Below are 26,816 nucleotides of genomic sequence, written 5' to 3' on the forward strand. Positions count from 1 at the left end.
TTACTTGAGCTATTTTCCTAGACAGAATTGGCTAAATAATTGGTCTATCAATTCATCACTAGCTGTTTCACCTATTATTTCTCCTAAAATTTCCCATGTTCTTGTAAGATCTATTTGAACCATATCCATAGGGATTCCTGCTTCTGCAGCATCTATTGCATCTTGAATTGTTTGTCTCGCTTGTTTTAATAATGAAATATGTCTTGAATTTGATACATAAGTCATATCTTGGTTTTGAACATCTCCACCAAAGAATAAATCTCTAATTTGAAGTTCTAACTCATCAATGCCTTCTTGCTTTAGCATTGATGTCTGAATTAATGGTGTATCACCAATCATTTGTTTTACTTCATCAATATTAATATGCTGTTCCAAATCAGTCTTATTGACAATAACAATGGCATCTTCATTCTTAATCACTTCGTATAACGTACGATCTTCATCAGTTAATGCTTCATTATTATTTAACACAAAAAGAATTAAATCAGCTTGGCTTAATGCTTTTCTAGAGCGTTCTACACCAATTTTTTCAACAATATCTTCTGTATCTCGAATACCAGCAGTATCAACCAACCTTAACGGGACACCTCTAACATTAACGTATTCTTCTAAGACGTCTCTCGTCGTGCCCGCAACTTCAGTTACAATTGCTTTATTATCTTGAATTAAATTATTTAGCATAGAAGATTTACCAACATTTGGTTTTCCAACGATTACTGTAGATAAACCTTCACGCATAATTTTACCTTGTGCACCTGTATCTAATAAGCGATTAATTTGTTCTTTAATTGCTTTAGACTGTTCTAATAGAAATTCAGTTGTCGCATCTTCAACATCATCATATTCTGGATAATCAATATTCACTTCTACTTGAGCGAGTATTTGTAATATAGATTGACGTTGTGCTTTGATTAAATCACTTAAACGTCCTTCAATTTGATTCATAGCTACTTTAGATGCGCGGTCTGTTTTGGAACGTATAAAATCCATAACAGCCTCAGCTTGAGACAAATCGATTCGACCATTTAAAAAGGCACGTTTAGTAAATTCACCTGGCTCAGCCATTCTTGCACCATGAGTCATCGTTAACTCTAGTACACGATTTATCGTCAAAATGCCACCATGACAATTAATTTCAATAATATCTTCTCTAGTAAATGTTTTAGGTGCCCTTAAAACAGAAACCATCACTTCTTCAACTGTTTCATTAGTATCAGGATCAATAATATGTCCATAATTAATTGTATGTGATGGCACCTCTTCTAATGGTACCTTGCCTTTATATAATTTATCTGCAATAGTCACAGCCTGTGGTCCAGATAAACGAACAATACCTATTGCACCTTCACCCATTGGTGTTGAAATACTTGTTATTGTATCAAATTCCATATCCAATCTCGCCTCCTTTAAAGACGTAAAATATCATTATAATATTGTAATTTGTTTACTTATAAATTGCTAATATCTTGATTTTTGCGTAACAAAGTGTTCAAGGTTAGGCTAACGTTTGTCTGAAGTTAGACTTACGGTAGTCTTATACAACTATCTCCCCCTACCCTATTTACTAATCTTCTTGTTAAATACTTTAGCAATTTTTAAAACATGCTCTAAACTACTTTGTATTTGTAACGTTGTCATGTCTTTAGCTGGTTGTCTTGCTATCACAATGATATCTTTAGCAATGATGTCTTGTTTATGTATTTTAAAGTTTTCTCTGATTGCTCTTTTGATTTTATTTCTAAGTACAGCGTTCCCTAATTTTTTCGAAACACTGATACCTAATCTAAAATGCTCAATATCTTTATTATTATAGGTATAAATTACAAATTGTCTATTAGCTACAGAATTACCACTTTTATAAATTCGTTGAAAGTCTGAGTTTTTCTTTATTCGATATTGTTTTTCCATAACTATCACTCACTTATATCATTATCATTTTACAAATTTCATTTATATAGTATCTCGAGCTAATCTTTTCTAGAAATCATTCTTTTTTAAGCGAAAAAAAAGACCACTGATGAGTCAGTGATCTTATGCAGATAAAACTTTACGGCCTTTACGACGACGGCGCGCTAAAACTTTACGGCCATTTTTAGTGCTCATGCGTTTTCTGAAACCATGAACTTTACTATGTTTACGTTTATTTGGTTGATAAGTACGTTTTACCATGCAAAACACCTCCATCTTTATACAATTATCTAATACATCAGATGATGTAGCCTCTGATCACTTTACATAGATAAGATTTTGCGTTTCTTAGATTAAAATTCTCGATTTAGCTCATTTATTATCTAGTCATAATTCAAGCAACTACTACAATATAACAAAATACGTTTTATAACGCAAGTTCATTTTAAAATGCTTTATATTTTTTTATTCATCTTTAATGTATTGCCATTAAATTAACTGCAACGTCTACAAAACTTAATCATAGCATTTTCCCACCATTTTCCTTCTATACATAACTTATACAGTCTTTATAAATTATTTCCCAAGCTGTTTTAACACACTTTAAAATAACTAGAGAAAGTTATCCACTTGTGCACAATTTTTTCTATCTAAAGTGTGGATAATATTAATTTACTCACAGAGTTATTCCATTTTAAATAACATATTCACAGTCATTTGACATATGAAGAAGTGAAAAAGTATAATTGTGTGGATAAGTCATCCAACTCGTTATTATACAAGGATTTATTTATTGATTTTTACATAAAAACACTGTGTATACTTTTAAAAATAAATATAGTTATCCACCGATTGTTATTAACTTGTGGATAATTGTCAACATGATGTTATTAAAAGTTATCCACGTTTGTTGTTTTTGTGTATAACCTAAAAATTATAGAAAGATGGAGTTAATTTATGTCGGAAAAAGAAATTTGGGAGAAAGTACTCGAAATTGCTCAAGATAGATTATCTGCAATGAGTTATTCAACTTTCCTTAAAGATACTGAACTCTATTCCATTAAAGATAATGAGGCAATTGTGCTTTCAAGCATGCCATTTAACGCAAACTGGTTAAATCAGCAATATGCTGAAATCATTCAAGCTATACTCTTTGATGTAATAGGTTATGATGTTAAGCCACATTTTATTACTACTGATGAATTAGCAAATTATAGTAATAATGAAGTTTCGACTACTAAAGAAACTTCAGATAAACCAAATGAACCAAATTATGACAATCATGTTTTAGGAAGAGAACAATTTAATGCTCACAATACCTTCGATACATTTGTTATTGGGCCAGGAAATAGATTTCCACATGCAGCTAGTTTTGCTGTAGCAGAGGCTCCAGCTAAAGCATATAATCCTTTGTTCATTTATGGAGGCGTAGGTTTAGGAAAGACCCATCTCATGCATGCCATTGGACACTATGTCTTAAATAATAATCCTGATGCTAAAGTGATTTATACATCTAGTGAGAAATTTACAAATGAATTCATTAAATCGATACGTGATAACGAAGCTGAAGCTTTTAGAGAACGATACCGTAATATTGATGTCTTACTTATAGATGATATTCAATTTATTCAAAATAAAGTACAGACTCAAGAAGAATTTTTCTATACATTTAATGAATTGCATCAAAATAATAAGCAAATAGTTATTTCAAGTGATCGACCACCTAAAGAAATTGCTAAGTTAGAAGAACGATTAAGATCACGTTTTGAATGGGGATTAACTGTAGATATCACACCACCAGATTACGAAACTCGAATGGCTATTTTACAGAAAAAAATCGAAGAAGAGCATTTAGATATTCCACCTGAAGCACTGAATTATATTGCCAACCAAATTCAATCTAACATTCGTGAATTGGAAGGTGCCTTAACACGTTTATTGGCGTACTCTCAATTGTTAGGTAAGCCAATCACAACTGAATTAACTGCAGAAGCATTAAAAGATATTATCCAAGCTCCGAAATCTAAAAAAATAACAATCCAAGATATACAAAAAGTAGTAGGTCAATATTATAATGTTAAACTTGAAGATTTTAGTGCTAAAAAACGAACTAAATCGATTGCATATCCACGTCAAATCGCAATGTACCTTTCTAGAGAACTGACAGATTTTTCATTACCTAAAATTGGTGAAGAATTTGGTGGACGTGATCATACAACAGTTATTCATGCACATGAAAAAATCTCAAAAGATTTAAAAGAAGATCCTATTTTTAAACAAGAAGTAGAAAACTTAGAAAAAGACATACGTAATGACTAAAATAATATGGGAAATAACAACTGTTATATAACAGAAGTGATATAAAATCATTTTTTCCTGTAAATTAACCAGTAATAATGACAGTAAGTAGCTTTCGAATATGTGGATAATGTTTAAAAGTTGTACACATCATACACAAGTTATTCACATGTGTATAACTTTGCTATTCCTAGATTTTATAGACTTATCCACCAATCCACAGCACCTACTACTATTACTAAGAACTTAAAACCTATATAATTATATATAAACGACTGGAAGGAGTTTTATTTAATGATGGAATTCTCAATTAAACGTGATTATTTTATTAATCAATTAAATGACACATTAAAAGCAATATCACCAAGAACAACATTACCAATTTTGACTGGTATTAAAATTGATGCCAAAGATAATGAAGTTATTTTAACTGGATCAGATTCAGAAATATCAATTGAAATCACTATTCCTAAAACTGTTGATGGTGAGGATATAGTCGATATAACAGAAACAGGCTCAGTAGTACTTCCTGGTCGTTTCTTTGTCGATATTATTAAAAAACTACCTGGTAAAGACGTTAAATTATCTACTAATGAACAATTCCAAACGTTAATAACATCAGGTCATTCTGAATTTAATTTAAGTGGATTAGATCCAGACCAATACCCATTATTACCACAAGTTTCAAGAGATGATGCGATTCAATTATCAGTAAAAGTATTAAAAAATGTCATAGCACAAACAAACTTTGCAGTGTCCACCTCAGAAACACGCCCGGTGTTAACAGGTGTCAACTGGCTTATACAAGATAATGAATTAATATGCACAGCGACTGACTCACACCGCTTGGCTGTAAGGAAATTGCAATTGGAAGATGCTTCTGAAAATAAAAATGTCATCATTCCAGGTAAAGCTTTAGCTGAACTTAATAAAATTATGTCTGATAATGAAGATGAAATTGATATCTTCTTCGCTTCGAACCAAGTGCTATTTAAAGTAGGTAATGTCAACTTTATTTCACGTTTATTAGAAGGTCATTATCCAGATACAACGCGTTTATTCCCTGAAAATTATGAAATTAAATTAAGTATAGATAACGGTGAATTTTACCATGCTATTGATCGTGCATCATTATTAGCAAGAGAAGGTGGCAACAATGTTATTAAATTAAGTACTGGAAATGATGTTGTTGAATTATCATCAACTTCACCTGAAATTGGAACAGTGAAAGAAGAAGTTAATGCTAATGATGTAGAAGGTGGCAACTTAAAAATTTCTTTCAACTCTAAATACATGATGGATGCACTTAAAGCCATTGATAATGATGAAGTTGACGTAGAATTTTTCGGTACTATGAAACCGTTCATCTTAAAACCAAAAGGTGACGATTCAGTTACTCAATTGATTTTACCAATTAGAACATATTAGATTTACAAAAGATGAGAGTTAGGACATAAATGATGTTGTCCTAACTCTTTTTTAATTTGATCTTAAAAGCCATTTAGAGCTACGATATAAAAATAATTTATATAAATCGATAAATAGAACGTAAAATAAATAAATGCGCTAAAAAGGCCTTTAAAATGGCAAAAATGTATAAGTGTAAAATAACATTGCTAAAGTGTGGATGATTACTTATTTATCACTAGTGCTATTGAAAATTTAAAAGCTAATGTTAAATTCAAATTAATTATCAATAAGTAAACGATTTCAAGCGCTATTTTAAATGAAATTTGTGTCAAAAAAAGGTATAATATATTGATGACATACAAAGAAACGGAGTGATTATTTTGGTTCAACAAGTTGTAGTAGAAGGCGATATTAATTTAGGTCAATTTCTTAAAACAGAAGGTATTATAGAGTCAGGTGGCCAAGCAAAATGGTTTTTACAAGACTTTGAAGTTTTGATCAATGGGGTACGAGAAACACGTCGTGGTAAAAAATTAGAACATAACGATCGTATAGATATCCCTGAATTGCCTGAAGATACTGGTGCTTTTTTAATCATTCATCAAGGTGAACAATGAAGTTAAATACACTCCAATTAGAAAATTATCGTAACTACGAGGAAGTTACTCTTAACTGTCATCCTGATGTTAATATCCTAATCGGTGAAAATGCACAAGGAAAGACAAACTTATTAGAATCAATTTATACCTTGGCATTAGCAAAAAGTCATAGAACGAGTAACGATAAGGAACTCATACGTTTCGATGCTGAGTATGCTAAAATAGAAGGTGAACTTAGTTACAGACATGGCAAAATGCCATTAACGATGTTTATAACTAAAAAAGGTAAACAAGTCAAAGTGAATCACTTAGAGCAAAGCAGACTAACGCAGTACATTGGTCATCTCAACGTGGTTCTTTTTGCGCCAGAAGATTTAAATATCGTCAAGGGCTCTCCTCAAATAAGACGACGTTTTATTGATATGGAGTTGGGTCAAATTTCTGCTGTTTACTTGAACGATTTAACACAATATCAACGTATTTTAAAGCAAAAGAATAACTACTTAAAACAACTGCAAATGGGTCAAAAGACAGATATAACGATGTTAGAAGTATTGAATCAGCAGTTTGCAGAATATGCATTAAAGGTTACGACCAAACGTGCACATTTTATTAAAGAACTCGAAACTTTAGCTAAACCAATACACGCAGGCATTACGAATAACAAAGAGATACTCTCTTTAAACTATTTGCCTAGTCTTAAACTTAGTAATGAAACTGAAGATGACAATGTCTTACTTGAAGAAGTTATGACGATACTGAGTGACAATATGCAAAGAGAAAAAGAAAGAGGTATCAGTTTATTTGGACCTCATCGTGATGATTTAGGCTTTAGTGTCAATGGCATGGATGCACAAACATATGGTTCGCAAGGACAGCAACGTACGACAGCTTTGTCTATTAAATTAGCGGAAATCGAGCTAATGAATATTGAAGTTGGGGAATACCCAATATTGCTGTTAGACGATGTTTTAAGTGAGTTAGACGATTCACGGCAAACACATCTGCTAAGTACTATTCAACATAAAGTACAAACATTTGTCACAACGACATCTGTAGATGGTATTGATCATGAAATAATGAATAACGCTAAATTGTATCGTATTAATCAAGGCGAAATTATAAAGTAACAGAAAGTGATGGTGACTGCATTGTCAGATGTAAACAACACGGAAAATTATGGTGCTGGGCAGATACAAGTACTAGAAGGTCTCGAAGCGGTTCGTAAAAGACCAGGTATGTATATTGGTTCAACTTCTGAAAGAGGTTTGCACCACTTAGTTTGGGAAATTGTCGATAACAGTATTGATGAAGCTTTAGCAGGATATGCCAACAAAATTGAAGTTATCATTCAAGAAGACAACTGGATAAAAGTAACAGATAACGGACGTGGTATACCTGTAGATATTCAAGAAAAAATGGGACGTCCTGCAGTAGAAGTTATCTTAACTGTTTTACATGCTGGTGGTAAATTTGGTGGCGGAGGCTACAAAGTTTCTGGTGGACTACATGGTGTAGGTTCATCAGTAGTTAACGCCTTATCAGAAGATTTAGAAGTATACGTTTATAGAAACGACACAATATACCATCAAGCGTACAAAAAAGGTGTACCTCAATTTGATTTAAAAGAAGTAGGTACAACAGATGTAACAGGGACAACAATTCGTTTCAAAGCAGATGGCAGCATTTTCACTGAAACACAAGTTTATAACTATGAAACATTACAACAACGTATTAGAGAGTTAGCATTTTTAAACAAAGGCATTGAAATCACCCTAAAAGACGAACGTGATAAAGAAAACATCAGAGAAGACTCATATCACTATGAAGGTGGTATTAAATCTTACGTTGAACTACTCAATGAAAATAAAGAGCCATTATATGATGAGCCAATCTATATTCATCAATCAAAAGATGATGTCGAAGTTGAAATTGCCATCCAATATAATTCTGGTTATGCAACGAATTTATTAACATATGCCAATAACATCCATACGTATGAAGGTGGTACACATGAAGATGGCTTTAAACGAGCATTAACACGTGTATTAAATAACTATGGTCTTAATAGTAAGATTATGAAAGAAGATAAAGAACGATTAACAGGTGAAGATACTCGAGAAGGTATGACAGCCATTGTGTCTATCAAACATAGTGATCCACAATTCGAAGGTCAAACTAAAACGAAATTGGGTAATTCCGAAGTTCGCCAAATTGTAGACAAATTATTCTCAGAACACTTTGAAAGATTTTTATATGAAAATCCGCAAGTTGCTCGTGTCATTGTTGACAAAGGTATTATGGCATCACATGCCCGTGTAGCAGCTAAAAAAGCACGTGAAGTGACACGTCGTAAGTCAGCGTTAGATGTGGCAAGTTTACCAGGTAAATTAGCAGATTGTTCAAGTAAAGTACCAGAAGAATGTGAAATCTTCTTAGTCGAAGGTGACTCTGCCGGAGGGTCTACAAAATCAGGTCGTGATTCAAGAACACAAGCAATTTTACCGTTGCGTGGTAAAATTTTAAACGTTGAAAAAGCGCGTCTTGACCGAATTTTAAACAATAACGAGATTCGTCAAATGATTACAGCGTTTGGTACTGGTATTGGTGGCGACTTTGACTTATCAAAAGCACGTTATCATAAGATTGTCATTATGACGGATGCCGATGTAGATGGTGCACATATTAGAACATTATTACTAACATTCTTCTATCGCTTTATGAGACCATTAATCGAAGCTGGTTATGTTTATATTGCACAACCACCGCTATATAAATTAACACAAGGTAAGCAAAAATATTACGTGTTTAACGATAGAGAGTTAGATAAACTTAAAGCTGAACTTAATCCAACACCTAAATGGTCAATTGCACGTTATAAAGGTCTTGGTGAAATGAATGCAGATCAATTGTGGGATACAACTATGAACCCAGAACACCGATCACTACTACAAGTTAAATTAGAAGATGCAATAGAAGCAGACCAAACATTTGAAATGTTAATGGGTGATGTAGTAGAAAACCGTAGACAATTTATTGAAGATAATGCAGTTTATGCCAACTTAGACTTCTAAGTCAGATGAACTGAAATTTGAAGGAGGATCTCTTGATGGCTGAATTACCTCAATCAAGAATAAATGAACGAAATATAACCAATGAAATGCGTGAATCATTTTTAGATTACGCGATGAGTGTTATCGTAGCGCGTGCGTTGCCAGATGTTCGAGATGGATTAAAACCAGTTCATAGACGTATCTTATACGGTCTGAATGAGCAAGGTATGACACCAGATAAGTCATACAAGAAATCAGCACGTATTGTTGGTGACGTAATGGGTAAATATCACCCACACGGTGACTCATCTATATACGAAGCAATGGTACGTATGGCGCAAGATTTTAGTTATCGTTATCCACTTGTAGATGGTCAAGGTAACTTTGGTTCAATGGATGGCGATGGTGCAGCAGCAATGCGTTACACTGAAGCACGTATGACAAAGATTACGCTTGAATTGTTACGAGATATCAACAAAGATACAATTGATTTTATAGACAACTATGATGGTAATGAAAGAGAGCCGTCAGTCTTACCTGCAAGATTTCCTAACTTATTAGCAAATGGTGCTTCTGGTATTGCGGTAGGTATGGCAACAAATATACCACCTCATAACTTAACAGAACTTATCAATGGTGTCCTAAGTTTAAGTAAGGATCCAGACATTTCTATTACAGAATTGATGGAAGATATTGAAGGTCCAGACTTCCCAACAGCAGGACTTATATTAGGTAAAAGTGGTATAAGACGTGCTTATGAAACTGGTAGAGGTTCCATTCAAATGCGTTCACGTGCTGAAATTGAAGAACGTGGTGGAGGTCGTCAACGTATCGTTGTTACAGAAATACCTTTCCAAGTTAACAAAGCACGTATGATTGAAAAAATTGCTGAATTAGTAAGAGACAAGAAGATCGATGGTATCACTGATTTACGTGATGAAACAAGTTTACGTACTGGTGTACGTATCGTTATTGATGTTCGTAAAGATGCCAATGCGAGTGTTATTTTAAATAACTTATACAAACAAACGCCATTACAAACATCATTTGGTGTTAATATGATTGCGTTGGTTAATGGTAGACCGAAGTTAATCAACCTTAAAGAAGCTTTAGTACACTATTTAGAACATCAAAAGACAGTTGTTCGTCGTCGTACAGAATATAATTTGAAAAAAGCTAAAGATCGTGCGCATATTTTAGAAGGCTTACGTATCGCACTTGATCATATTGATGAAATTATTACAACGATTCGTGAATCTGAAACAGATAAAGTAGCAATGGAAAGCTTACAAACACGTTTTAAATTAAGTGAAAAACAAGCTCAAGCTATTTTAGATATGCGTTTAAGACGTTTGACAGGTCTAGAACGTGACAAGATTGAAGCGGAATATAATGATTTATTAAATTATATCAGTGAGTTAGAAGCTATCTTAGCTGATGAAGAAGTGTTACTACAATTAGTTCGAGATGAATTGACTGAAATCAAAGAGAAATACGGTGATGAGCGTCGTACTGAAATTCAACTTGGTGGTTTTGAAGATTTAGAAGACGAAGACTTAATCCCAGAAGAACAAATTGTTATTACGCTTAGTCATAATAACTATATTAAACGATTACCTGTATCTACATATCGTTCCCAAAATCGTGGCGGCCGTGGTGTACAAGGTATGAATACATTGGAAGAAGACTTTGTTAGTCAGCTTGTAACATTGAGTACACATGATAATGTGTTATTCTTCACTAACAAAGGACGTGTTTATAAACTTAAAGGTTACGAAGTACCTGAGTTATCACGTCAGTCTAAAGGTATACCTGTAGTTAATGCTATAGAGCTTGATAGTGATGAAAATATTAGTACAATGATTGCTGTTAAAGATCTGGAAAGTGAAGAAGATTTCTTAGTATTTGCAACAAAACGTGGTATTGTCAAACGTTCTCGACTAAGTAACTTCTCACGTATTAATAGAAACGGTAAGATTGCAATTTCATTTAAAGAAGATGATGAATTAATTGCAGTACGCTTAACAAGTGGCGATGAAGATATCTTAATCGGTACAGCACATGCGTCATTAATTCGTTTCTCAGAATCAACATTACGTCCATTAGGTCGTACAGCAACAGGTGTTAAAGGTATTACACTTCGTCAAGGTGATGAAGTTGTAGGTCTTGATGTTGCCCATACTGATAGTGTGGATGAAGTACTTGTTGTTACCGAAAATGGTTATGGTAAACGTACGCCAGTAGATGAGTATCGTTTATCAAATCGTGGTGGTAAAGGTATTAAGACAGCAACAATTACTGAACGCAATGGTAATGTAGTATGTATTACAACAGTATCTGGTGAAGAAGACTTAATGATTGTTACTAACGCAGGTGTGATTATCCGTTTAGATGTAGCTGATATTTCACAAAATGGTCGTGCAGCACAAGGTGTACGTTTGATTCGTTTAGGTGAAGGTCAATTTGTATCTACAGTAGCAAAAGTTAGAGAAGAGCCAGAAGAAGAAGTTGTAGAAGTGAATGAACAACAAGATACTGCAGATGGTACAGATGTAATTAGTGAAACTGTAGTAGAAGATCAAACACCTGGTAATACTGTCCATACTGAAGAAATCATTGAAGAGAACATTGAAAGTAATGACGACGATGAGACAGATGAACGTATTGAAATTAGACAAGACTTTATGGAACGTGTCGAAGAAGACATGGAACAATCATCAGATAATGAAGAAGAATAACAACAAATAAAAATAAGACTTCCCTATCATTGAGGGAAGTCTTATTTTTATGTTTTTTAGCTTTCTAGCTGTTTCATAGCGTATGGAATTTCATTAATTAGTCGAGATGGTGGAACGACATACATATCTTTAGCTAAATTTTCACCGATATAGCTATGTGTATAAGTAGCACTCATGACAGCATCTTTTAAATTATCAAATTGACCAACGAAACTAGTAATCATACCAGCTAATGTATCACCCATACCACCTGTTGCCATAGCTGGGCTACCAATTTTTAATTTATAATCTTCATTTTTAAAGAAAATTTCAGTACCATGTTTCTTAAGTACAACTGTTGCACCTAAGCGATTAACCGCTTCGCGATTACGTTCATATGTTTGTTCCTCAATAGGAATACCACTTAAACGTTCCCACTCTTTTAAATGAGGTGTGAAGATCACACGACATGTTGGAATCTGTGGTTTTAGTTTACTAAAAATTGTAATTGCATCACCATCAACAATTAAATTTTGATGTGGTTGAATATTTTGTAATAAGAACGTGATGGCATTATTACCTTTAAAGTCAACACCTAGTCCTGGTCCGATTAAGATACTGTCTGTCATTTCAATCATTTTAGTGAGCATTTTCGTATCATTAATATCAATAACCATAGCTTCAGGGCAACGAGAATGTAATGCAGAGTGATTGTTAGGATGTGTTGCAACAGTAATCAATCCACTACCACTAAATACACATGCGCGTGCAGCTAACATAATGGCACCGCCTAAATTAGCAGATCCACCTATTAATAAAATTTTACCGTAATCACCTTTATGTGAATCTTCTTTTCGTTTAGGAATGTTAATAGAATCTAACGTTTCCATCATGATATAACCTCCGTTATAAAAGTAATCATTACCCATCTAGCGCGTGAGTAATTGTGAAGTGAAGTTTGTCCTATGTTATATCTTTTAGAAGCACTACCACTACTTTAATGCTGTGCATCATTATAATATAGAGTCATTAAATACAATAGAAAATACTATACCTGTAACAGCATTTCGTCAATAGGTAAGTTGTGACATTCATCATATGGGTTAAGACAACTAATAACATTACTTTAATACATCACATTAGTAGTCTGATAATAGAGTATAAATATGGCTGAAACCATTGTTTCTACAATAATGAAAACGTATACTTCAAAGTGATAGATTATATATCACAAGGGGGTATCATCTATGATGACATTGAATTTAGATGGACAAACATTGACAATTGAGGACATAGCTCATTTTTTACAACATCAATCACGTGTAGCAATTAGTGATGAAGCACTTGAACGTGTTAAAAAAAGTAGAGCTGTCGTTGAACGTATTATCGACAATAAAGAAACTGTTTATGGTATTACAACTGGATTTGGCTTATTTAGTGATGTATTAATCGATCCAAGTCAATACAACGAATTACAAGTTAATTTAATTCGTTCACATGCATGTGGTGTTGGACAACCATTTTCACAAGAAGTAGCACTTGTTATGATGATTTTACGTTTGAATACTTTATTAAAAGGGCATTCAGGCGCAACTGTAGAACTTGTGGATCAATTACAATATTTTATTAACGAACGTATCATTCCCGTTATACCATCACAAGGTTCATTAGGTGCCTCTGGAGATTTAGCACCGTTATCACATCTTGCTTTAGCATTAATCGGAGAAGGTACTGTATATTATCAAAATGAAGAAACAGACAGTATATACGTATTACAACAATTAGGTAGACAACCACTACAATTACAAGCTAAAGAAGGTTTAGCACTTATCAATGGTACACAAGCAATGACTGCACAAGGCGTCATTAGTTACATAGAATCAGAAAATTTGGGCTATCAAGCAGAATGGATTGCTTCACTCACACATCAAGCGTTGAATGGTATTACAGATGCATATCGTCACGAAGTACATGCAGTACGTAATTTCCAAGAACAAATCGATGTAGCGGCACGTATGAGAGAGTGGTTAGCAGATTCTCAATTAACAACGAGACAAGGAGAATTACGAGTACAAGATGCCTATACATTACGCTGCATTCCACAAATACATGGTGCAAGTTTCCAAGTATTTAATTATGTTAAAGAGAAATTAGAGCTTGAAATGAATGCAGCTAATGACAATCCATTAATATTTGAAGAAGATAATGAAACATTTGTCATTTCAGGAGGTAACTTCCATGGACAACCTATTGCATTTGCCTTAGATCATCTAAAACTAGGTATTAGTGAATTAGCAAATGTATCAGAACGTCGATTAGAACGTTTAGTTAATCCACAATTAAATGGAGACTTGCCAGCATTTTTAAGTCCTGAGCCAGGGCTACAAAGTGGCGCGATGATTATGCAATATGCAGCGGCTAGTTTAGTTTCTGAAAATAAGACGTTAGCACACCCAGCGAGTGTTGATTCTATCACTTCATCAGCCAATCAAGAAGACCATGTTTCTATGGGAACAACAGCTGCTAGACATGGTTATCAAATTGTTGAAAATGCCAGACGTGTGTTAGCAATTGAATGTATTATTGCATTACAAGCGGCAGAGTTAAAAGGTGTAGATAAATTATCACCAAAGACACGCCAAAAATTTGAAGAATATCGCAAAATAGTGCCAGCTATTACACACGATCGTCAATTCCATAAAGATATAGAAGCGGTAACACAATATTTAAGAGACGATGCATACAGACAGTTATAAATTTAAATAGTAGCAATAAACACTAAGAGAATCACTTGAAAATACAAGCGTAGTTTGCTATATTAAAAATAACTTAATAAAGTTATTGTTCGTAGGATAAGTAATATAAATAAATTGATTTCAGAGAGCTTGTGGTTAGTGTGAACAAGAATCAATATTTATATGAATCTACCTACTATATGAGAACAATCGGTCATAACCGTTATTTTAGTGAAGTGCAATTTAGTTAAAACTAAATTGTTAAATAGGGTGGCAACGCGTAGACCACGTCCCTTGTAGGGATGTGGTCTTTTTTTATTTGTCATAATAAATACAGTGGTAGTTAAGCAACTTAGATGAATAGTAGTAGTCTCAATTGTCAGAGTACCAATTAGTGTTAGCCCCCAATAAAAAAGATATTCAAAGGGAAAGGATGAAGGTTAATGTTAGATCTAAAATTATTTAGAAATGAACCTGAAGCAGTTAAGAGCAAAATTAAATTACGTGGAGATGATCCAAAAGTTGTCGATGACGTATTAGAGTTAGATGAACAACGCCGTAAATTAATTGCTGAAACAGAAGAAATGAAAGCACGTCGTAATAAAGTCAGTGAAGAAATCGCTATTAAAAAGCGTAATAAAGAAAATGCTGATGACGTTATTGCCGAAATGCGTTCACTAGGCGATGACATAAAGAAAAAAGATGAGCAATTAAATGATATAGATAATAAAATGACAGGAATTCTTTGTCGTATCCCTAACTTAATTAGTGATGACGTACCACAAGGTGCATCAGATGAAGATAACGTAGAGCTTAAAAAATGGGGTACACCTCGTGAATTTACATTTGAACCAAAAGCACACTGGGATATCGTAGAAGAATTAAAAATGGCAGATTTTGATCGTGCAGCAAAAGTATCAGGTGCTCGCTTTGTGTATTTAACAAATGAAGGTGCTCAATTAGAACGTGCTTTAATGAACTATATGATTACAAAACACACAACACAGCATGGTTATACAGAAATGATGGTACCACAACTTGTTAATGCTGACACAATGTATGGTACTGGTCAGTTACCAAAATTCGAAGAAGATTTATTCAAAGTAGAAAAAGAAGGATTATATACGATTCCAACGGCAGAAGTACCGTTAACAAACTTCTATCGTAATGAAATTATTCAACCAGATATCTTACCTGAAAAATTCACAGGACAATCTGCATGTTTCCGTAGTGAAGCGGGTTCAGCTGGTCGTGATACAAGAGGATTAATTCGCTTACACCAATTTGATAAAGTTGAAATGGTGCGCTTCGAAAAACCAGAAGATTCTTGGGATGCATTAGAAGAAATGACTTTAAATGCTGAAGCAATCTTAGAAGAGTTACAATTACCATACCGTCGTGTCATACTATGTACTGGTGATATTGGCTTTAGTGCAAGTAAGACATATGATTTAGAAGTATGGTTACCAAGTTACAATGATTATAAAGAAATTAGTTCATGTTCAAACTGTACGAACTTCCAAGCACGTCGTGCAAATATCCGTTTCAAACGTGATAAATCTGCGAAACCAGAATTAGTACACACATTAAATGGTAGTGGTTTAGCAGTTGGTCGTACATTTGCTGCTATCGTTGAAAATTACCAAAATGAAGATGGAACAGTAACAATTCCAGATGCATTAGTACCATTTATGGGTGGTAAAACTCAAATTTCAAAACCAATTAAATAAGTCTTAATTTAAAGCAACTGATTCAATACTCTTGGAGTTATCGATACATTTGTCGATGACTTTAAGAGTATTTTTATGTGCAATCATAGTTATGATGATGATGGAGAATATAGTTAAAGTCAGAAGAAATTCACAATGGAAATGATGTTAACTGATGAGGTAGACAATTTATAAATACAACAATAGGGGAGGGGAGTAACCCAATTATTGAAGCAAAAAACAAACGATAACATCCCAATATTAATAAAATAACCTCGGGTAAGTCTAAATTAATAACGAAAAATTCTGAAATTTTAAGACTCTATAAATCAAAGTTTTTAGACTGATGTATGTCTAACTTCACACAAACCGAAGTCTAAAGTTATTGCGCATCTACTAACCATATATTAGACTAGGTATATTCTTTTTACATTGTCATAAAAAATTAATTAAAGGAGGTACAGTATAAATGACGCATTTAACATTTAGACAAGGTGTTAAAGAATGTATTCCAACATTACTAGGTTATGCAGGTGTGGGAATTTCATTTGGTATTGTAGCCGCTTCACAAAATTTTAGTATTTTAGAAATTATCTTACTGTGCCTCATTATATACGCTGGTGCAGCACAATTTATTGTCTGTGCCCTGGTGATTGCTAGCACGCCTATGACTGCCATTATTCTCACGACAGCAATAGTCAATTCTAGAATGTTCTTATTAAGTATGTCTTTAGCACCCAATTATAAAACATATAATTTCTGGAATAGAGTAGGTCTTGGTTCATTAGTTACTGACGAAACATTTGCAGTAGCAATTACACCGTATTTAAAAGGAGAAAAAATTAATGATCGCTGGTTACACGGTTTAAATATTACAGCCTATCTATTTTGGACAGTGTCATGTGTTGCAGGTGCTCTATTTGGTAAATATATTTCAAATCCAGAAATGCTTGGTTTAGATTTTGCCATTACTGCAATGTTTGTCTTTTTAGGAATTGCTCAATTTGAATCAATAACAAAATCAAGATTTCGTATTTATGTCGTATTAATTGTTGTGGTTATTGTTATGATGTTGATATTGAGTTTAATGATGCCTTCATACGTTGCAATTTTAATTTCAGCTGTTTTAGCAGCAACATTAGGGGTGGTGATGGATAAATGACGATTTCTACATATATGTTCATACTTATTTTATTATGTGGCGTAGTCACACTCATCATTCGAATTGTGCCATTTATGCTTATTTCCAAAGTTCATCTACCTGATAAAGTTGTACAATGGCTATCATTTATTCCTATCACATTATTCACAGCACTCGTCATAGATTCAATAATACAGCAACCAATGCATGGTCATGGTTACACGTTAAATATGCCTTATGTCATTGCGTTAGTTCCAACTTTATTGCTAGCTATCATTTCTAGAAGTCTAACGATAACCATTGTTGGCGGCATTGTTGTCATGGCATTACTTAGATTTTTCTTTTAAATAGGTTGAACGACATAGCTAACTTAGTTAAAATACTAGTAATTAGAAAATTCAGAATAATAATTGTGACAGCATGGAATAATTATCACAACAGTGTGTTAGTATCTTTCAAAAATGGGAGTTGGTTACAAATAATTTGAACAATATTTCATAGACTCCCCAGCAAGACTGATTTGTACTAAATAATTAAAATTTAACAATTGCATATATCTTATTAGGAGAAGTTGAGGGACTTGGCCCGATGATACTTCAGCAACCGACTTTTTAGCACGGTGCTAAGACCAACGAATCACTCGAATGATAAGTACACAAACTTCTTACTGTTCATTGGGTAGGAAGTTTTTTTAATAAGGAGGAAAGTATGATGACAAATTACACGGTAGATACTTTGAATTTAGGTGAATTTACAACTGAATCTGGAGAAGTAATTAATAATTTACAATTACGATATGAACACGTTGGGTATCAAGGACAGCCATTAGTTGTAGTTTGTCATGCTTTAACTGGAAACCATCTAACTTATGGTACTGATGATAACCATGGTTGGTGGAGAGAAATTATTGATGGTGGTTATATGCCGATTAACGATTATCAATTCTTAACATTTAATGTGATAGGTAGCCCGTTTGGTTCAAGCTCACCATTAAATGATCCTGATTTTCCGCGTCATCTTACTTTAAGAGATATTGTTAGAGCTAATGAATTAGGCATAGAAGCACTTGGGTATGAAAACATTAATATTTTAATCGGTGGTAGTTTAGGTGGCATGCAAGCGATAGAAATGCTCTATAATCAACGTTTTACTGTGGATAAAGCGGTTATTTTAGCAGCCACAGACAAAACGTCGTCGTATAGTAGAGCATTTAATGAAATAGCACGTCAAGCCATACATATTGGTGGTAAAGAAGGGTTAAGTATAGCTCGACAACTTGGCTTCCTAACGTATCGCTCATCTAAAAGTTATGATCAACGCTTTACACCAGACGAAGTCGTAGAATACCAACAATATCAAGGTGATAAATTTAAACAACAATTCGATTTGAATTGCTATATCACACTACTCGATGTCTTAGATAGTCATAATATTGATCGAGGTCGACAAGATGTAGATCAAGTATTTAGCCAAATAGATACCAAAGTTTTAACAATGGGATTCATCGATGATTTGTTATATCCAGATGACCAAGTGAAAGCATTAGGCGAACGTTTTAAATATCATCGCCATTTCTTTGTGCCAGATAATGTTGGTCATGATGGCTTCCTACTTAATTTTAATCGATGGGCACCTAACTTATATCATTTTCTAAATTTAAAGCATTTTAAACGTAAATGACTTTATGATCCTGGGATAAAAGGTATTTGACACTTAAATTTAATCAATTAGCAGTAACTGTTTGGTTTCTAAATTTTGATAAATCAACGTTTTTAAAATTTAGTCAGTGTGGGCCATGGTGCAATTACAAAATAAAATTTGTTTCTGTCCCACTTCCGTAGCTGCTACTTTAAAAGTAAATAAGTGATATAGCAATATTAATGAATAGAATAGCATATGATATCACTCAAATAAGCACTGCCTAATTACTATAATAAGTAGCATCAAAATTATATTGTATGAAATGTTATACAAACCAAATTCCTTTAATTGTGAAATTGTAGCAAAGAGGTTAAAATGATAGCTATAGTTAAAAATATGGGAGTGGCGTATGTGTTTTCAAAAATACAACCTAAAGCTACAATAATTTCAATTATTTCATTATTAATTGTTGCTGTAGCTTTATATCTAATACCTGGTTTAGGGCTAGTATTATGCTTGTTTGCAACAATTCCGGGTATAGTGTTATGGAACAAATCTACGCAATCGTTTGGTATAACTGCATTACTTACTGTGGTATTAACGACAGTACTCGGTAATACATTTGTCCTAAGTACTATTGTGTTAGTTTTAATTGCAAGTTTAATCATTGGCCAATTATTAAAAGAACGAACATCTAAAGAACGTATTCTTTACGTAACGACGGCTTCAATGAGTGTTATCTCATTGATTGGATTTATGTTGTTACAAACTTTCGATAAAATTCCAACATCAGCAGTGTTAGTCAAACCATTCAAAGATGCTTTACATCAAGCGGCAATGATGAGTGGTGCAGATGCAAATATGAGACAAATCATGGAAGAAGGATTTAGACAGACAACAGCACAACTTCCTGGTTACCTCATTGTGATTACATTTCTTATTGTCTTAATTAATTTAATGATTACATTTCCAATTTTACGAAAATTTAAAGTAGCAACACCAATATTCAAACCACTATTTGCTTGGCAAATTAGCCCAGTTTTATTGTGGGTGTATATTATTGTCTTAATTTGTCTAATGTTTACGAATGAACCAAGTATTTTCCAGAGTATTATTTTGAATTTTGAACTTGTGTTATCATTAGTGATGTATATCCAAGGTTTAAGTGTCATTCACTTCTTTGGTAAAGCAAAACGCATACCAAATGTAGTAACCATTCTATTAATGGTCATCGGAACAATACTTACACCTGCGACACATATCGTAGGCTTACTTGGTATCATTGATTTAAGTTTAAATTTAAAACGTATGATGAAGAATAATTTTAAAAAGTGAATAGAGGTGGAATAATGAATCGGCAATCCACTAAGAAAGCTTTACTTATACCATTTGTCATCATGATCATTACAGCCATCGTCTTAATGGGCGTATGGTTTATCTTTAATAGCATTGTAGCTTTGATTGCTTCGGCAATTCTTATCGTGATGATTATCGTGAGCGTTATATTATTTAGAAAAGCGCTACTGAAAATGGATAATTATGTGGATCATTTAAGTGCGGTAATATCAGCTAATAACAATAAAGCGATAAAGCATTTACCAATTGGTATGGTCATTCTAGATAAGAATGATCACATAGAATGGGTTAACCAGTTTATGTCTGAGCATTTAGATACCAATGTGATATCAGAATCTGTAAATGAAGTATTTCCAAATATTTTAAAACAATTAGAAAAAGTGAAAGAACTGCAAATAGAGTACAATCAATATCATTTTAATGTACGTTATTCTGAAAACGATCATTGTTTATATTTCTTTGACGTGACAGAACAAGCACATACACATACATTATATGAAAATTCGAAACCAATTATCGCAACGTTATTCTTAGATAATTATGATGAAATCACACAAAATATGAACGATACACAACGTTCTGAAATTAATTCTATGGTGACACGTGTCATCAGTCGCTGGGCTTCAGAGTATAATATCTTCTTTAAAAGATATAGTTCAGATCAATTCGTTGCGTATTTGAATCAAAAAATATTAGCAGATTTAGAGAAATCCAACTTTGATATTTTAAGTCAGTTACGTGAAAAAAGTGTTGGTTACCGTGCACAATTAACACTAAGTATTGGTGTCGGTGAAGGTACGGAGAACTTAATTGACTTAGGTGAGTTATCACAATCAGGATTAGACTTAGCGCTAGGTCGTGGTGGTGACCAAGTCTCCATCAAGAATATTAACGGTAATGTGCGTTTCTATGGTGGTAAGACTGACCCAATGGAAAAACGTACACGTGTAAGAGCGCGAGTAATTTCTCACGCCTTAAAAGATATTTTAGCTGAAGGTGACAAAGTCATTATTATGGGACATAAACGTCCAGACTTAGATGCGATAGGGGCAGCAATTGGGGTATCTCGATTTGCGATGATGAACAATTTAGAAGCCTATATTGTATTAAACGAGTCAGATATTGATCCAACACTTCGTCGAGTAATGAATGAAATTGATAAGAAACCAGAATTAAGAGAACGTTTTGTAACATCTGATGATGCATGGGATATGATGACTTCTAAGACGACCGTAGTCGTTGTAGATACACATAAACCAGAACTTGTCTTAGATGAAAATGTCTTAAATAAAGCGAATCGTAAAGTGGTGATAGATCATCATAGACGTGGCGAAAGCTTTATCTCTAATCCATTACTTGTTTATATGGAGCCATACGCAAGTTCTACAGCAGAACTTGTTACAGAGTTATTAGAGTATCAACCGACAGAACAACGTCTAACAAGACTCGAGTCAACTGTCATGTATGCAGGGATTATCGTTGATACTAGAAACTTTACATTACGTACAGGTTCAAGAACATTTGATGCTGCAAGTTATTTACGTGCACATGGTGCGGATACCATCTTAACGCAACATTTCTTAAAAGATGATGTAGATACGTATATCAATCGTTCAGAATTAATTCGTACGGTGCAAGTCGAAGATAACGGTATAGCCATTGCTCATGGTTCAGACGATAAAATTTATCATCCTGTCACAGTTGCACAGGCAGCTGATGAATTGTTAAGTTTAGAAGGTATTGAAGCATCATATGTTGTTGCTAAACGTGAAGATAATTTAGTTGGTATTTCTGCCCGTTCACTTGGCTCAGTTAATGTACAATTAACCATGGAAGCACTAGGTGGAGGCGGACATTTAACTAATGCAGCTACACAGCTTAAAGGCGTAACAGTAGAACAAGCAATCGCACAGTTACAACAAGCAATTACAGAACAATTAAGTAGGAGTGAAGACGCATGAAAGTAATTTTTACACAAGATGTTAAAGGTAAAGGTAAAAAAGGTGAAGTCAAAGATGTGCCAGTAGGTTACGCTAACAACTTCTTATTGAAAAAGAATTTTGCTGTAGAAGCAACACCTGGTAATCTTAAACAATTAGAATTACAAAAAAAACGTGCTAAAGAAGAAAGACAACAAGAAATCGAAGATGCTAAAAAGTTAAAAGAAACATTAGCAAACATCGAAGTTGAAATTTCTGCTAAAACAGGTGAAGGTGGCAAATTGTTTGGTTCAGTAAGTACGAAACAAATTGCTGAAGCTTTAAAAGAACAACATGACATTAAAGTTGATAAACGTAAAATGGATTTACCAAATGGTATCCATTCATTAGGATATACCAATGTACCAGTTAAATTAGATAAAGAAGTAGAAGGTACAATTCGTGTCCATACAGTTGAACAATAAAGATGGATTGAAATAAGAGGTGTAATCAATCATGGATAGAATGTATGAGCAAAATCAAATGCCACATAGCAATGAAGCTGAACAATCTGTCTTAGGTTCCATCATTATAGATCCAGAATTAATTAATACTACTCAGGAAGTGCTACTTCCTGAGTCGTTTTATAGAGGAGCCCATCAACATATTTTTCGTGCGATGATGCACTTAAATGAAGATACTAAAGACATTGATGTTGTAACATTGATGGATCAATTATCTAGCGATGGTACGTTGAATGAAGCGGGTGGTCCTCAATATTTAGCAGAGCTATCAACGAATGTACCGACAACGCGAAATGTGCAATATTACACAGATATTGTGGCTAAACATGCGTTGAAACGTAAATTGATTCAAACCGCTGATAGTATTGCGAATGATGGCTATAATGAAGAACTAGAATTAGATGAAATATTAAGTGATGCTGAACGACGTATACTTGAATTATCGTCATCACGAGAAAGTGATGGCTTTAAAGATATTCGTGATGTCTTAGGTCAAGTATATGAAACAGCAGAAGAACTTGATCAAAATAGCGGTCAAACACCAGGTATTCCAACTGGATATCGTGATTTAGACCAAATGACAGCTGGGTTTGGACGTAATGATTTAATTATTTTAGCGGCACGACCATCCGTAGGTAAGACTGCGTTCGCGCTTAATATCGCACAAAAAGTTGCGACACACGAAAGTATGTACACAGTTGGTATTTTCTCACTAGAGATGGGTGCCGACCAATTAGCAACACGTATGATATGTAGTTCAGGTAATGTTGACTCTAACCGCTTGAGAACAGGGACAATGACTGAAGAAGACTGGAGTCGTTTCACGATTGCGGTTGGTAAATTATCACGTACGAAGATATTTATTGATGATACACCAGGTATCCGTATTAATGATTTACGCTCTAAATGTCGTCGACTAAAACAAGAACATGGCCTAGATATGATTGTGATTGACTACTTACAATTGATTCAAGGTAGCGGTTCTCGTTTCTCCGATAACAGACAACAAGAAGTTTCTGAAATTTCACGTACACTGAAAGCATTAGCACGTGAGCTAGAATGTCCGGTTATTGCACTTAGTCAGTTATCACGTGGTGTAGAACAACGTCAAGATAAACGACCAATGATGAGTGATATTCGTGAGTCTGGGTCTATTGAGCAAGATGCTGATATCGTAGCCTTTTTATATCGTGATGATTACTATAATCGTGGCGGTGAAGAAGATGACGATGATGATAGTAATTTCGAACCACAAACGAATGATGAAAATGGTGAAATTGAAATTATTATTGCTAAACAACGTAACGGCCCAACAGGTACCGTGAAACTACACTTTATGAAACAATATAATAAATTTACAGATATTGATTACGCACATGCTGATATGATGTAAAAATATTTTTATCCGTACAATAAACTTAATTTTAGTTTTATTGTACGGTTTTTATTTTGTTATATTCAAAGTATATTCTATTAAGTTTGTATATTGATTAAAGCGCAAAATGTCTGTAACGATTGTTATGACAACGTTTTTATAACTTTAATAGTAAAAAATGAGATAATTAATTTTGGTTAGATATCCAATATTTAATGTTCGATTTTTATTTGCATTATAGGTTTTATATTGGTAGAATATCAAATGGTTAATCGAGAAAAACTTGGAGGTGCTCACATGTCATCAATCGTAGTAGTTGGGACACAATGGGGAGACGAAGGAAAAGGTAAAATTACAGATTTCTTAGCAGAGCAAGCAGATGTTATTGCACGCTTTTCAGGTGGTAATAATGCAGGACATACCATTCAATTTGGTGGAGAAACTTATAAATTACATTTAGTACCATCTGGTATCTTTTATAAAGATAAGTTAGCAGTCATCGGTAATGGTGTCGTTGTTGATCCAGTTGCACTATTAAAAGAATTAGACGGTTTAAATGAACGTGGCATTTCAACAAGTAATTTACGTATTTCAAATCGTGCACAAGTGATCTTACCATATCATTTAGCTCAAGATGAATATGAAGAACGTTTACGTGGCGACAATAAAATTGGTACAACTAAAAAAGGTATCGGCCCAGCATACGTAGATAAAGCACAACGTATCGGTATTCGTATGGCTGATTTACTTGAAAAAGACACATTTGAAAGACTTTTAAAAGCAAATATTGAATATAAAGAAGCTTACTTTAAAGGTATGTTCAATGAAACATGCCCATCATTTGATGACATTTTTGAAGAATATTATGCAGCAGGTCAACGTTTAAAAGAATTTGTTGTTGATACACCAAAAATATTAGACGATGCATTTATGGCAGATGAAAAAGTATTATTTGAAGGTGCACAAGGCGTGATGTTAGACATCGATCATGGTACATATCCTTTCGTTACATCAAGTAACCCAATTGCTGGTAACGTTACAGTTGGTGGCGGTGTAGGTCCAACATTTGTATCAAGAGTGATTGGTGTATGTAAAGCTTATACATCACGTGTTGGAGATGGCCCATTCCCAACAGAATTGTTTGATGACGATGGACATCATATTAGAGAAGTTGGTCGTGAATATGGAACGACAACAGGACGTCCTCGTCGTGTAGGTTGGTTTGATTCAGTTGTTTTACGACATGCACGTCGTGTAAGTGGTATTACAGATTTATCTATTAACTCAATCGATGTGTTAACAGGATTAGATACTGTTAAAATTTGTACAGCTTATGAGTTAGATGGACAAGAAATTACAGAATACCCAGCTAACTTAGATCAATTAAAACGTTGTAAGCCGATCTTTGAAGAATTACCAGGCTGGACAGAAGACGTCACACAAGTACGTACATTAGAAGAGTTACCAGACAATGCACGTAGATACTTAGAACGTATTTCAGAACTATGTAATGTACAAATTTCAATTTTCTCAGTCGGCCCAGATAGAGAACAAACAAACTTATTAACAGAATTATGGTAAGAAAAATCCTCTACGGAGGATTTTTTATTTTGCCTTTATGGACTGGGATAGAACTTATAGATAACGAGGCAGAACTTATAGATAACGAGGCAGAACTTATAGATGTTGAGATAGAACTTGTAGAAAATGATGTGATCATCCGACTTCGGTAAGAAGGACTATAGTGATAAGATGTTAATTTATCAATGTTATATCGTCTAGATAGTTACTGCCCGATATTTTCAATTCAGTGTATTATGTGCTTTGTCCTAGTTTCGAAATCGAGACTTTGTTAATTAATAAGAGGTATCGAGAAAGTTGAGATGTAATAAAGTGTGAGTTAAGATGTTATTCAAACAAAAAATACTTTAAACAAGATGCAATGATAATAAATTGAATACCAATAAATTGCAATTTTTCACTTATAACAGTAATTAAAAAATAACAATAAAATTATGTAAAAAATATCTTGTCATGCGAAGTTTGGCTGTGCTATAATCTATCTTGTGCTTAAGAACGGCTCCTTGGTCAAGCGGTTAAGACACCGCCCTTTCACGGCGGTAACACGGGTTCGAGTCCCGTAGGAGTCACCATTTTAGGTCTCGTAGTGTAGCGGTTAACACGCCTGCCTGTCACGCAGGAGATCGCGGGTTCGATTCCCGTCGAGACCGTATATGCCTACCCAACAGGGTAGGCATTTTTTTATGTCTTTTTAACGTCATATGCTACTGTATAGGGCATAGTTGTTTATGACCATGCAACTATGATAGGTGCTCTATTTCCTACGATTAGTCAAGTGCTTATAAATAAAATAAGCATTACTAAATTAAACCGTTCAATTTAATTTTTTTGAATAAGGTGTTAAACTATA

20 protein-coding genes, 2 tRNA genes, 1 riboswitch and 1 other annotated feature are annotated in these 26,816 nt (G+C 33.9%); of the genes, 18 read left to right on the forward strand and 4 right to left on the reverse strand.

Annotated elements, in window-relative coordinates; all coding sequences use genetic code 11:
• Window positions 1-9: 9 nt before the first annotated feature.
• From mnmE to rpmH, 3 genes are all read right to left on the reverse strand, one after another.
• Complete coding sequence (mnmE, locus tag CD113_RS00350) at window positions 10-1,389, reverse strand: tRNA uridine-5-carboxymethylaminomethyl(34) synthesis GTPase MnmE (RefSeq protein WP_002461639.1); 1,380 nt, start codon at window positions 1,387-1,389, stop codon at window positions 10-12.
• Window positions 1,390-1,557: 168 nt separating this feature from the next.
• Window positions 1,558-1,914, reverse strand: coding sequence for a ribonuclease P protein component (gene rnpA / locus CD113_RS00355; protein ID WP_162096497.1), 357 nt, complete (start codon window positions 1,912-1,914; stop codon window positions 1,558-1,560).
• Between the two features lie 117 nt (window positions 1,915-2,031).
• Window positions 2,032-2,169 carry a 50S ribosomal protein L34 gene (gene rpmH / locus CD113_RS00360; protein WP_000240855.1) on the reverse strand — a complete coding sequence of 46 codons (138 nt, stop codon included), beginning with the start codon at window positions 2,167-2,169 and terminating at the stop codon, window positions 2,032-2,034.
• Between the two features lie 696 nt (window positions 2,170-2,865).
• Here rpmH and dnaA point away from each other — a divergent pair.
• The 6 genes from dnaA to gyrA all read left to right on the forward strand — a co-directional run bounded on the left by dnaA (window position 2,866) and on the right by gyrA (window position 12,006).
• Entirely contained in the window at window positions 2,866-4,227 is a 1,362-nt protein-coding gene (gene dnaA, locus CD113_RS00365; RefSeq protein WP_002461641.1) for a chromosomal replication initiator protein DnaA, read from the forward strand.
• A gap of 273 nt (window positions 4,228-4,500) precedes the next feature.
• Entirely contained in the window at window positions 4,501-5,634 is a 1,134-nt protein-coding gene (dnaN, locus tag CD113_RS00370; RefSeq protein ID WP_002461643.1) for a DNA polymerase III subunit beta, read from the forward strand.
• A gap of 353 nt (window positions 5,635-5,987) precedes the next feature.
• Window positions 5,988-6,233, forward strand: coding sequence for a S4 domain-containing protein YaaA (yaaA, locus tag CD113_RS00375; RefSeq protein ID WP_088177445.1), 246 nt, complete (start codon window positions 5,988-5,990; stop codon window positions 6,231-6,233).
• Window positions 6,230-7,345 carry a DNA replication/repair protein RecF gene (gene recF, locus CD113_RS00380; protein WP_002461645.1) on the forward strand — a complete coding sequence of 372 codons (1,116 nt, stop codon included), beginning with the start codon at window positions 6,230-6,232 and terminating at the stop codon, window positions 7,343-7,345. Before yaaA ends, recF begins: the two co-directional genes overlap by 4 nt.
• A 9-nt stretch (window positions 7,346-7,354) precedes the next feature.
• Window positions 7,355-9,289: a DNA topoisomerase (ATP-hydrolyzing) subunit B gene (gene gyrB, locus CD113_RS00385; RefSeq protein WP_002461647.1), complete on the forward strand. Its 1,935-nt coding sequence runs from the start codon at window positions 7,355-7,357 to the stop codon at window positions 9,287-9,289.
• Window positions 9,290-9,324: 35 nt separating this feature from the next.
• Window positions 9,325-12,006 carry a DNA gyrase subunit A gene (gene gyrA / locus CD113_RS00390; protein WP_002461648.1) on the forward strand — a complete coding sequence of 894 codons (2,682 nt, stop codon included), beginning with the start codon at window positions 9,325-9,327 and terminating at the stop codon, window positions 12,004-12,006.
• Window positions 12,007-12,062: 56 nt separating this feature from the next.
• Here gyrA and CD113_RS00395 read toward each other — a convergent pair whose 3' ends face one another.
• A complete protein-coding gene (locus tag CD113_RS00395; RefSeq protein ID WP_002461649.1) occupies window positions 12,063-12,875 on the reverse strand; it encodes an NAD(P)H-hydrate dehydratase in 813 nt (270 codons plus the stop codon).
• A 360-nt stretch (window positions 12,876-13,235) separates the two neighbouring features.
• Between CD113_RS00395 and hutH the strand changes: the two genes are divergently transcribed.
• From hutH to CD113_RS00455, 12 genes are all read left to right on the forward strand, one after another.
• On the forward strand, window positions 13,236-14,741 hold the full coding sequence (gene hutH, locus CD113_RS00400) for a histidine ammonia-lyase (RefSeq protein ID WP_040800851.1): 1,506 nt from the start codon (window positions 13,236-13,238) through the stop codon (window positions 14,739-14,741).
• 84 nt (window positions 14,742-14,825) lie between these two features.
• Window positions 14,826-15,018, forward strand: a binding site (T-box leader).
• Window positions 15,019-15,163: 145 nt separating this feature from the next.
• A complete protein-coding gene (serS, locus tag CD113_RS00405) occupies window positions 15,164-16,450 on the forward strand; it encodes a serine--tRNA ligase (RefSeq protein ID WP_002461653.1) in 1,287 nt (428 codons plus the stop codon).
• Window positions 16,451-16,898: 448 nt separating this feature from the next.
• Window positions 16,899-17,591, forward strand: coding sequence for an AzlC family ABC transporter permease (locus tag CD113_RS00410; RefSeq protein WP_002461654.1), 693 nt, complete (start codon window positions 16,899-16,901; stop codon window positions 17,589-17,591).
• A complete protein-coding gene (locus CD113_RS00415; RefSeq protein WP_002461656.1) occupies window positions 17,588-17,917 on the forward strand; it encodes an AzlD domain-containing protein in 330 nt (109 codons plus the stop codon). The genes CD113_RS00410 and CD113_RS00415 overlap by 4 nt, the downstream gene beginning before the upstream one ends.
• A gap of 208 nt (window positions 17,918-18,125) precedes the next feature.
• Window positions 18,126-18,224: riboswitch (SAM riboswitch) on the forward strand.
• A 57-nt stretch (window positions 18,225-18,281) separates the two neighbouring features.
• Window positions 18,282-19,250, forward strand: coding sequence for a homoserine O-acetyltransferase MetX (gene metX, locus CD113_RS00420; RefSeq protein WP_002461658.1), 969 nt, complete (start codon window positions 18,282-18,284; stop codon window positions 19,248-19,250).
• Between the two features lie 357 nt (window positions 19,251-19,607).
• Window positions 19,608-20,546 (forward strand): YybS family protein, encoded by a 939-nt coding sequence (locus CD113_RS00425; protein WP_002461659.1) that lies wholly within the window; start codon window positions 19,608-19,610, stop codon window positions 20,544-20,546.
• Window positions 20,547-20,560: 14 nt separating this feature from the next.
• On the forward strand, window positions 20,561-22,528 hold the full coding sequence (locus tag CD113_RS00430; RefSeq protein ID WP_002461661.1) for a DHH family phosphoesterase: 1,968 nt from the start codon (window positions 20,561-20,563) through the stop codon (window positions 22,526-22,528).
• Window positions 22,525-22,971 (forward strand): 50S ribosomal protein L9, encoded by a 447-nt coding sequence (gene rplI, locus CD113_RS00435; RefSeq protein ID WP_002461662.1) that lies wholly within the window; start codon window positions 22,525-22,527, stop codon window positions 22,969-22,971. The genes CD113_RS00430 and rplI overlap by 4 nt, the downstream gene beginning before the upstream one ends.
• Window positions 22,972-23,002: 31 nt before the next feature.
• Window positions 23,003-24,403: a replicative DNA helicase gene (gene dnaB, locus CD113_RS00440; protein WP_002461663.1), complete on the forward strand. Its 1,401-nt coding sequence runs from the start codon at window positions 23,003-23,005 to the stop codon at window positions 24,401-24,403.
• Window positions 24,404-24,682: 279 nt separating this feature from the next.
• A complete protein-coding gene (locus tag CD113_RS00445) occupies window positions 24,683-25,966 on the forward strand; it encodes an adenylosuccinate synthase (RefSeq protein ID WP_002461665.1) in 1,284 nt (427 codons plus the stop codon).
• Window positions 25,967-26,463: 497 nt separating this feature from the next.
• A tRNA-Glu gene (locus tag CD113_RS00450) sits at window positions 26,464-26,538 on the forward strand.
• Between the two features lie 5 nt (window positions 26,539-26,543).
• Window positions 26,544-26,616: transfer RNA gene (locus CD113_RS00455), tRNA-Asp, on the forward strand.
• Window positions 26,617-26,816 lie beyond the last annotated feature (200 nt).

The sequence above is a fragment of the Staphylococcus simiae genome (assembly GCF_002902085.1).
Taxonomy (GTDB): Bacteria; Bacillota; Bacilli; order Staphylococcales; family Staphylococcaceae; genus Staphylococcus; species Staphylococcus simiae.

What these genes read in the sequence shown, in the direction of transcription:
- CD113_RS00395 (WP_002461649.1), bottom strand. Translation starts at nt 12,875, where the DNA reads ATGGAAACGTTAGATTCTATTAACATTCCTAAACGAAAAGAAGATTCA.
- rplI (WP_002461662.1), top strand. Translation starts at nt 22,525, where the DNA reads ATGAAAGTAATTTTTACACAAGATGTTAAAGGTAAAGGTAAAAAAGGT.
- CD113_RS00445 (WP_002461665.1), top strand. Translation starts at nt 24,683, where the DNA reads ATGTCATCAATCGTAGTAGTTGGGACACAATGGGGAGACGAAGGAAAA.
- rpmH (WP_000240855.1), bottom strand. Translation starts at nt 2,169, where the DNA reads ATGGTAAAACGTACTTATCAACCAAATAAACGTAAACATAGTAAAGTT.
- gyrB (WP_002461647.1), top strand. Translation starts at nt 7,355, where the DNA reads ATGGTGACTGCATTGTCAGATGTAAACAACACGGAAAATTATGGTGCT.
- dnaN (WP_002461643.1), top strand. Translation starts at nt 4,501, where the DNA reads ATGATGGAATTCTCAATTAAACGTGATTATTTTATTAATCAATTAAAT.
- recF (WP_002461645.1), top strand. Translation starts at nt 6,230, where the DNA reads ATGAAGTTAAATACACTCCAATTAGAAAATTATCGTAACTACGAGGAA.
- dnaB (WP_002461663.1), top strand. Translation starts at nt 23,003, where the DNA reads ATGGATAGAATGTATGAGCAAAATCAAATGCCACATAGCAATGAAGCT.
- CD113_RS00430 (WP_002461661.1), top strand. Translation starts at nt 20,561, where the DNA reads ATGAATCGGCAATCCACTAAGAAAGCTTTACTTATACCATTTGTCATC.
- mnmE (WP_002461639.1), bottom strand. Translation starts at nt 1,389, where the DNA reads ATGGAATTTGATACAATAACAAGTATTTCAACACCAATGGGTGAAGGT.
- metX (WP_002461658.1), top strand. Translation starts at nt 18,282, where the DNA reads ATGACAAATTACACGGTAGATACTTTGAATTTAGGTGAATTTACAACT.
- CD113_RS00425 (WP_002461659.1), top strand. Translation starts at nt 19,608, where the DNA reads ATGGGAGTGGCGTATGTGTTTTCAAAAATACAACCTAAAGCTACAATA.
- CD113_RS00415 (WP_002461656.1), top strand. Translation starts at nt 17,588, where the DNA reads ATGACGATTTCTACATATATGTTCATACTTATTTTATTATGTGGCGTA.
- CD113_RS00410 (WP_002461654.1), top strand. Translation starts at nt 16,899, where the DNA reads ATGACGCATTTAACATTTAGACAAGGTGTTAAAGAATGTATTCCAACA.
- serS (WP_002461653.1), top strand. Translation starts at nt 15,164, where the DNA reads ATGTTAGATCTAAAATTATTTAGAAATGAACCTGAAGCAGTTAAGAGC.
- gyrA (WP_002461648.1), top strand. Translation starts at nt 9,325, where the DNA reads ATGGCTGAATTACCTCAATCAAGAATAAATGAACGAAATATAACCAAT.
- hutH (WP_040800851.1), top strand. Translation starts at nt 13,236, where the DNA reads ATGACATTGAATTTAGATGGACAAACATTGACAATTGAGGACATAGCT.
- dnaA (WP_002461641.1), top strand. Translation starts at nt 2,866, where the DNA reads ATGTCGGAAAAAGAAATTTGGGAGAAAGTACTCGAAATTGCTCAAGAT.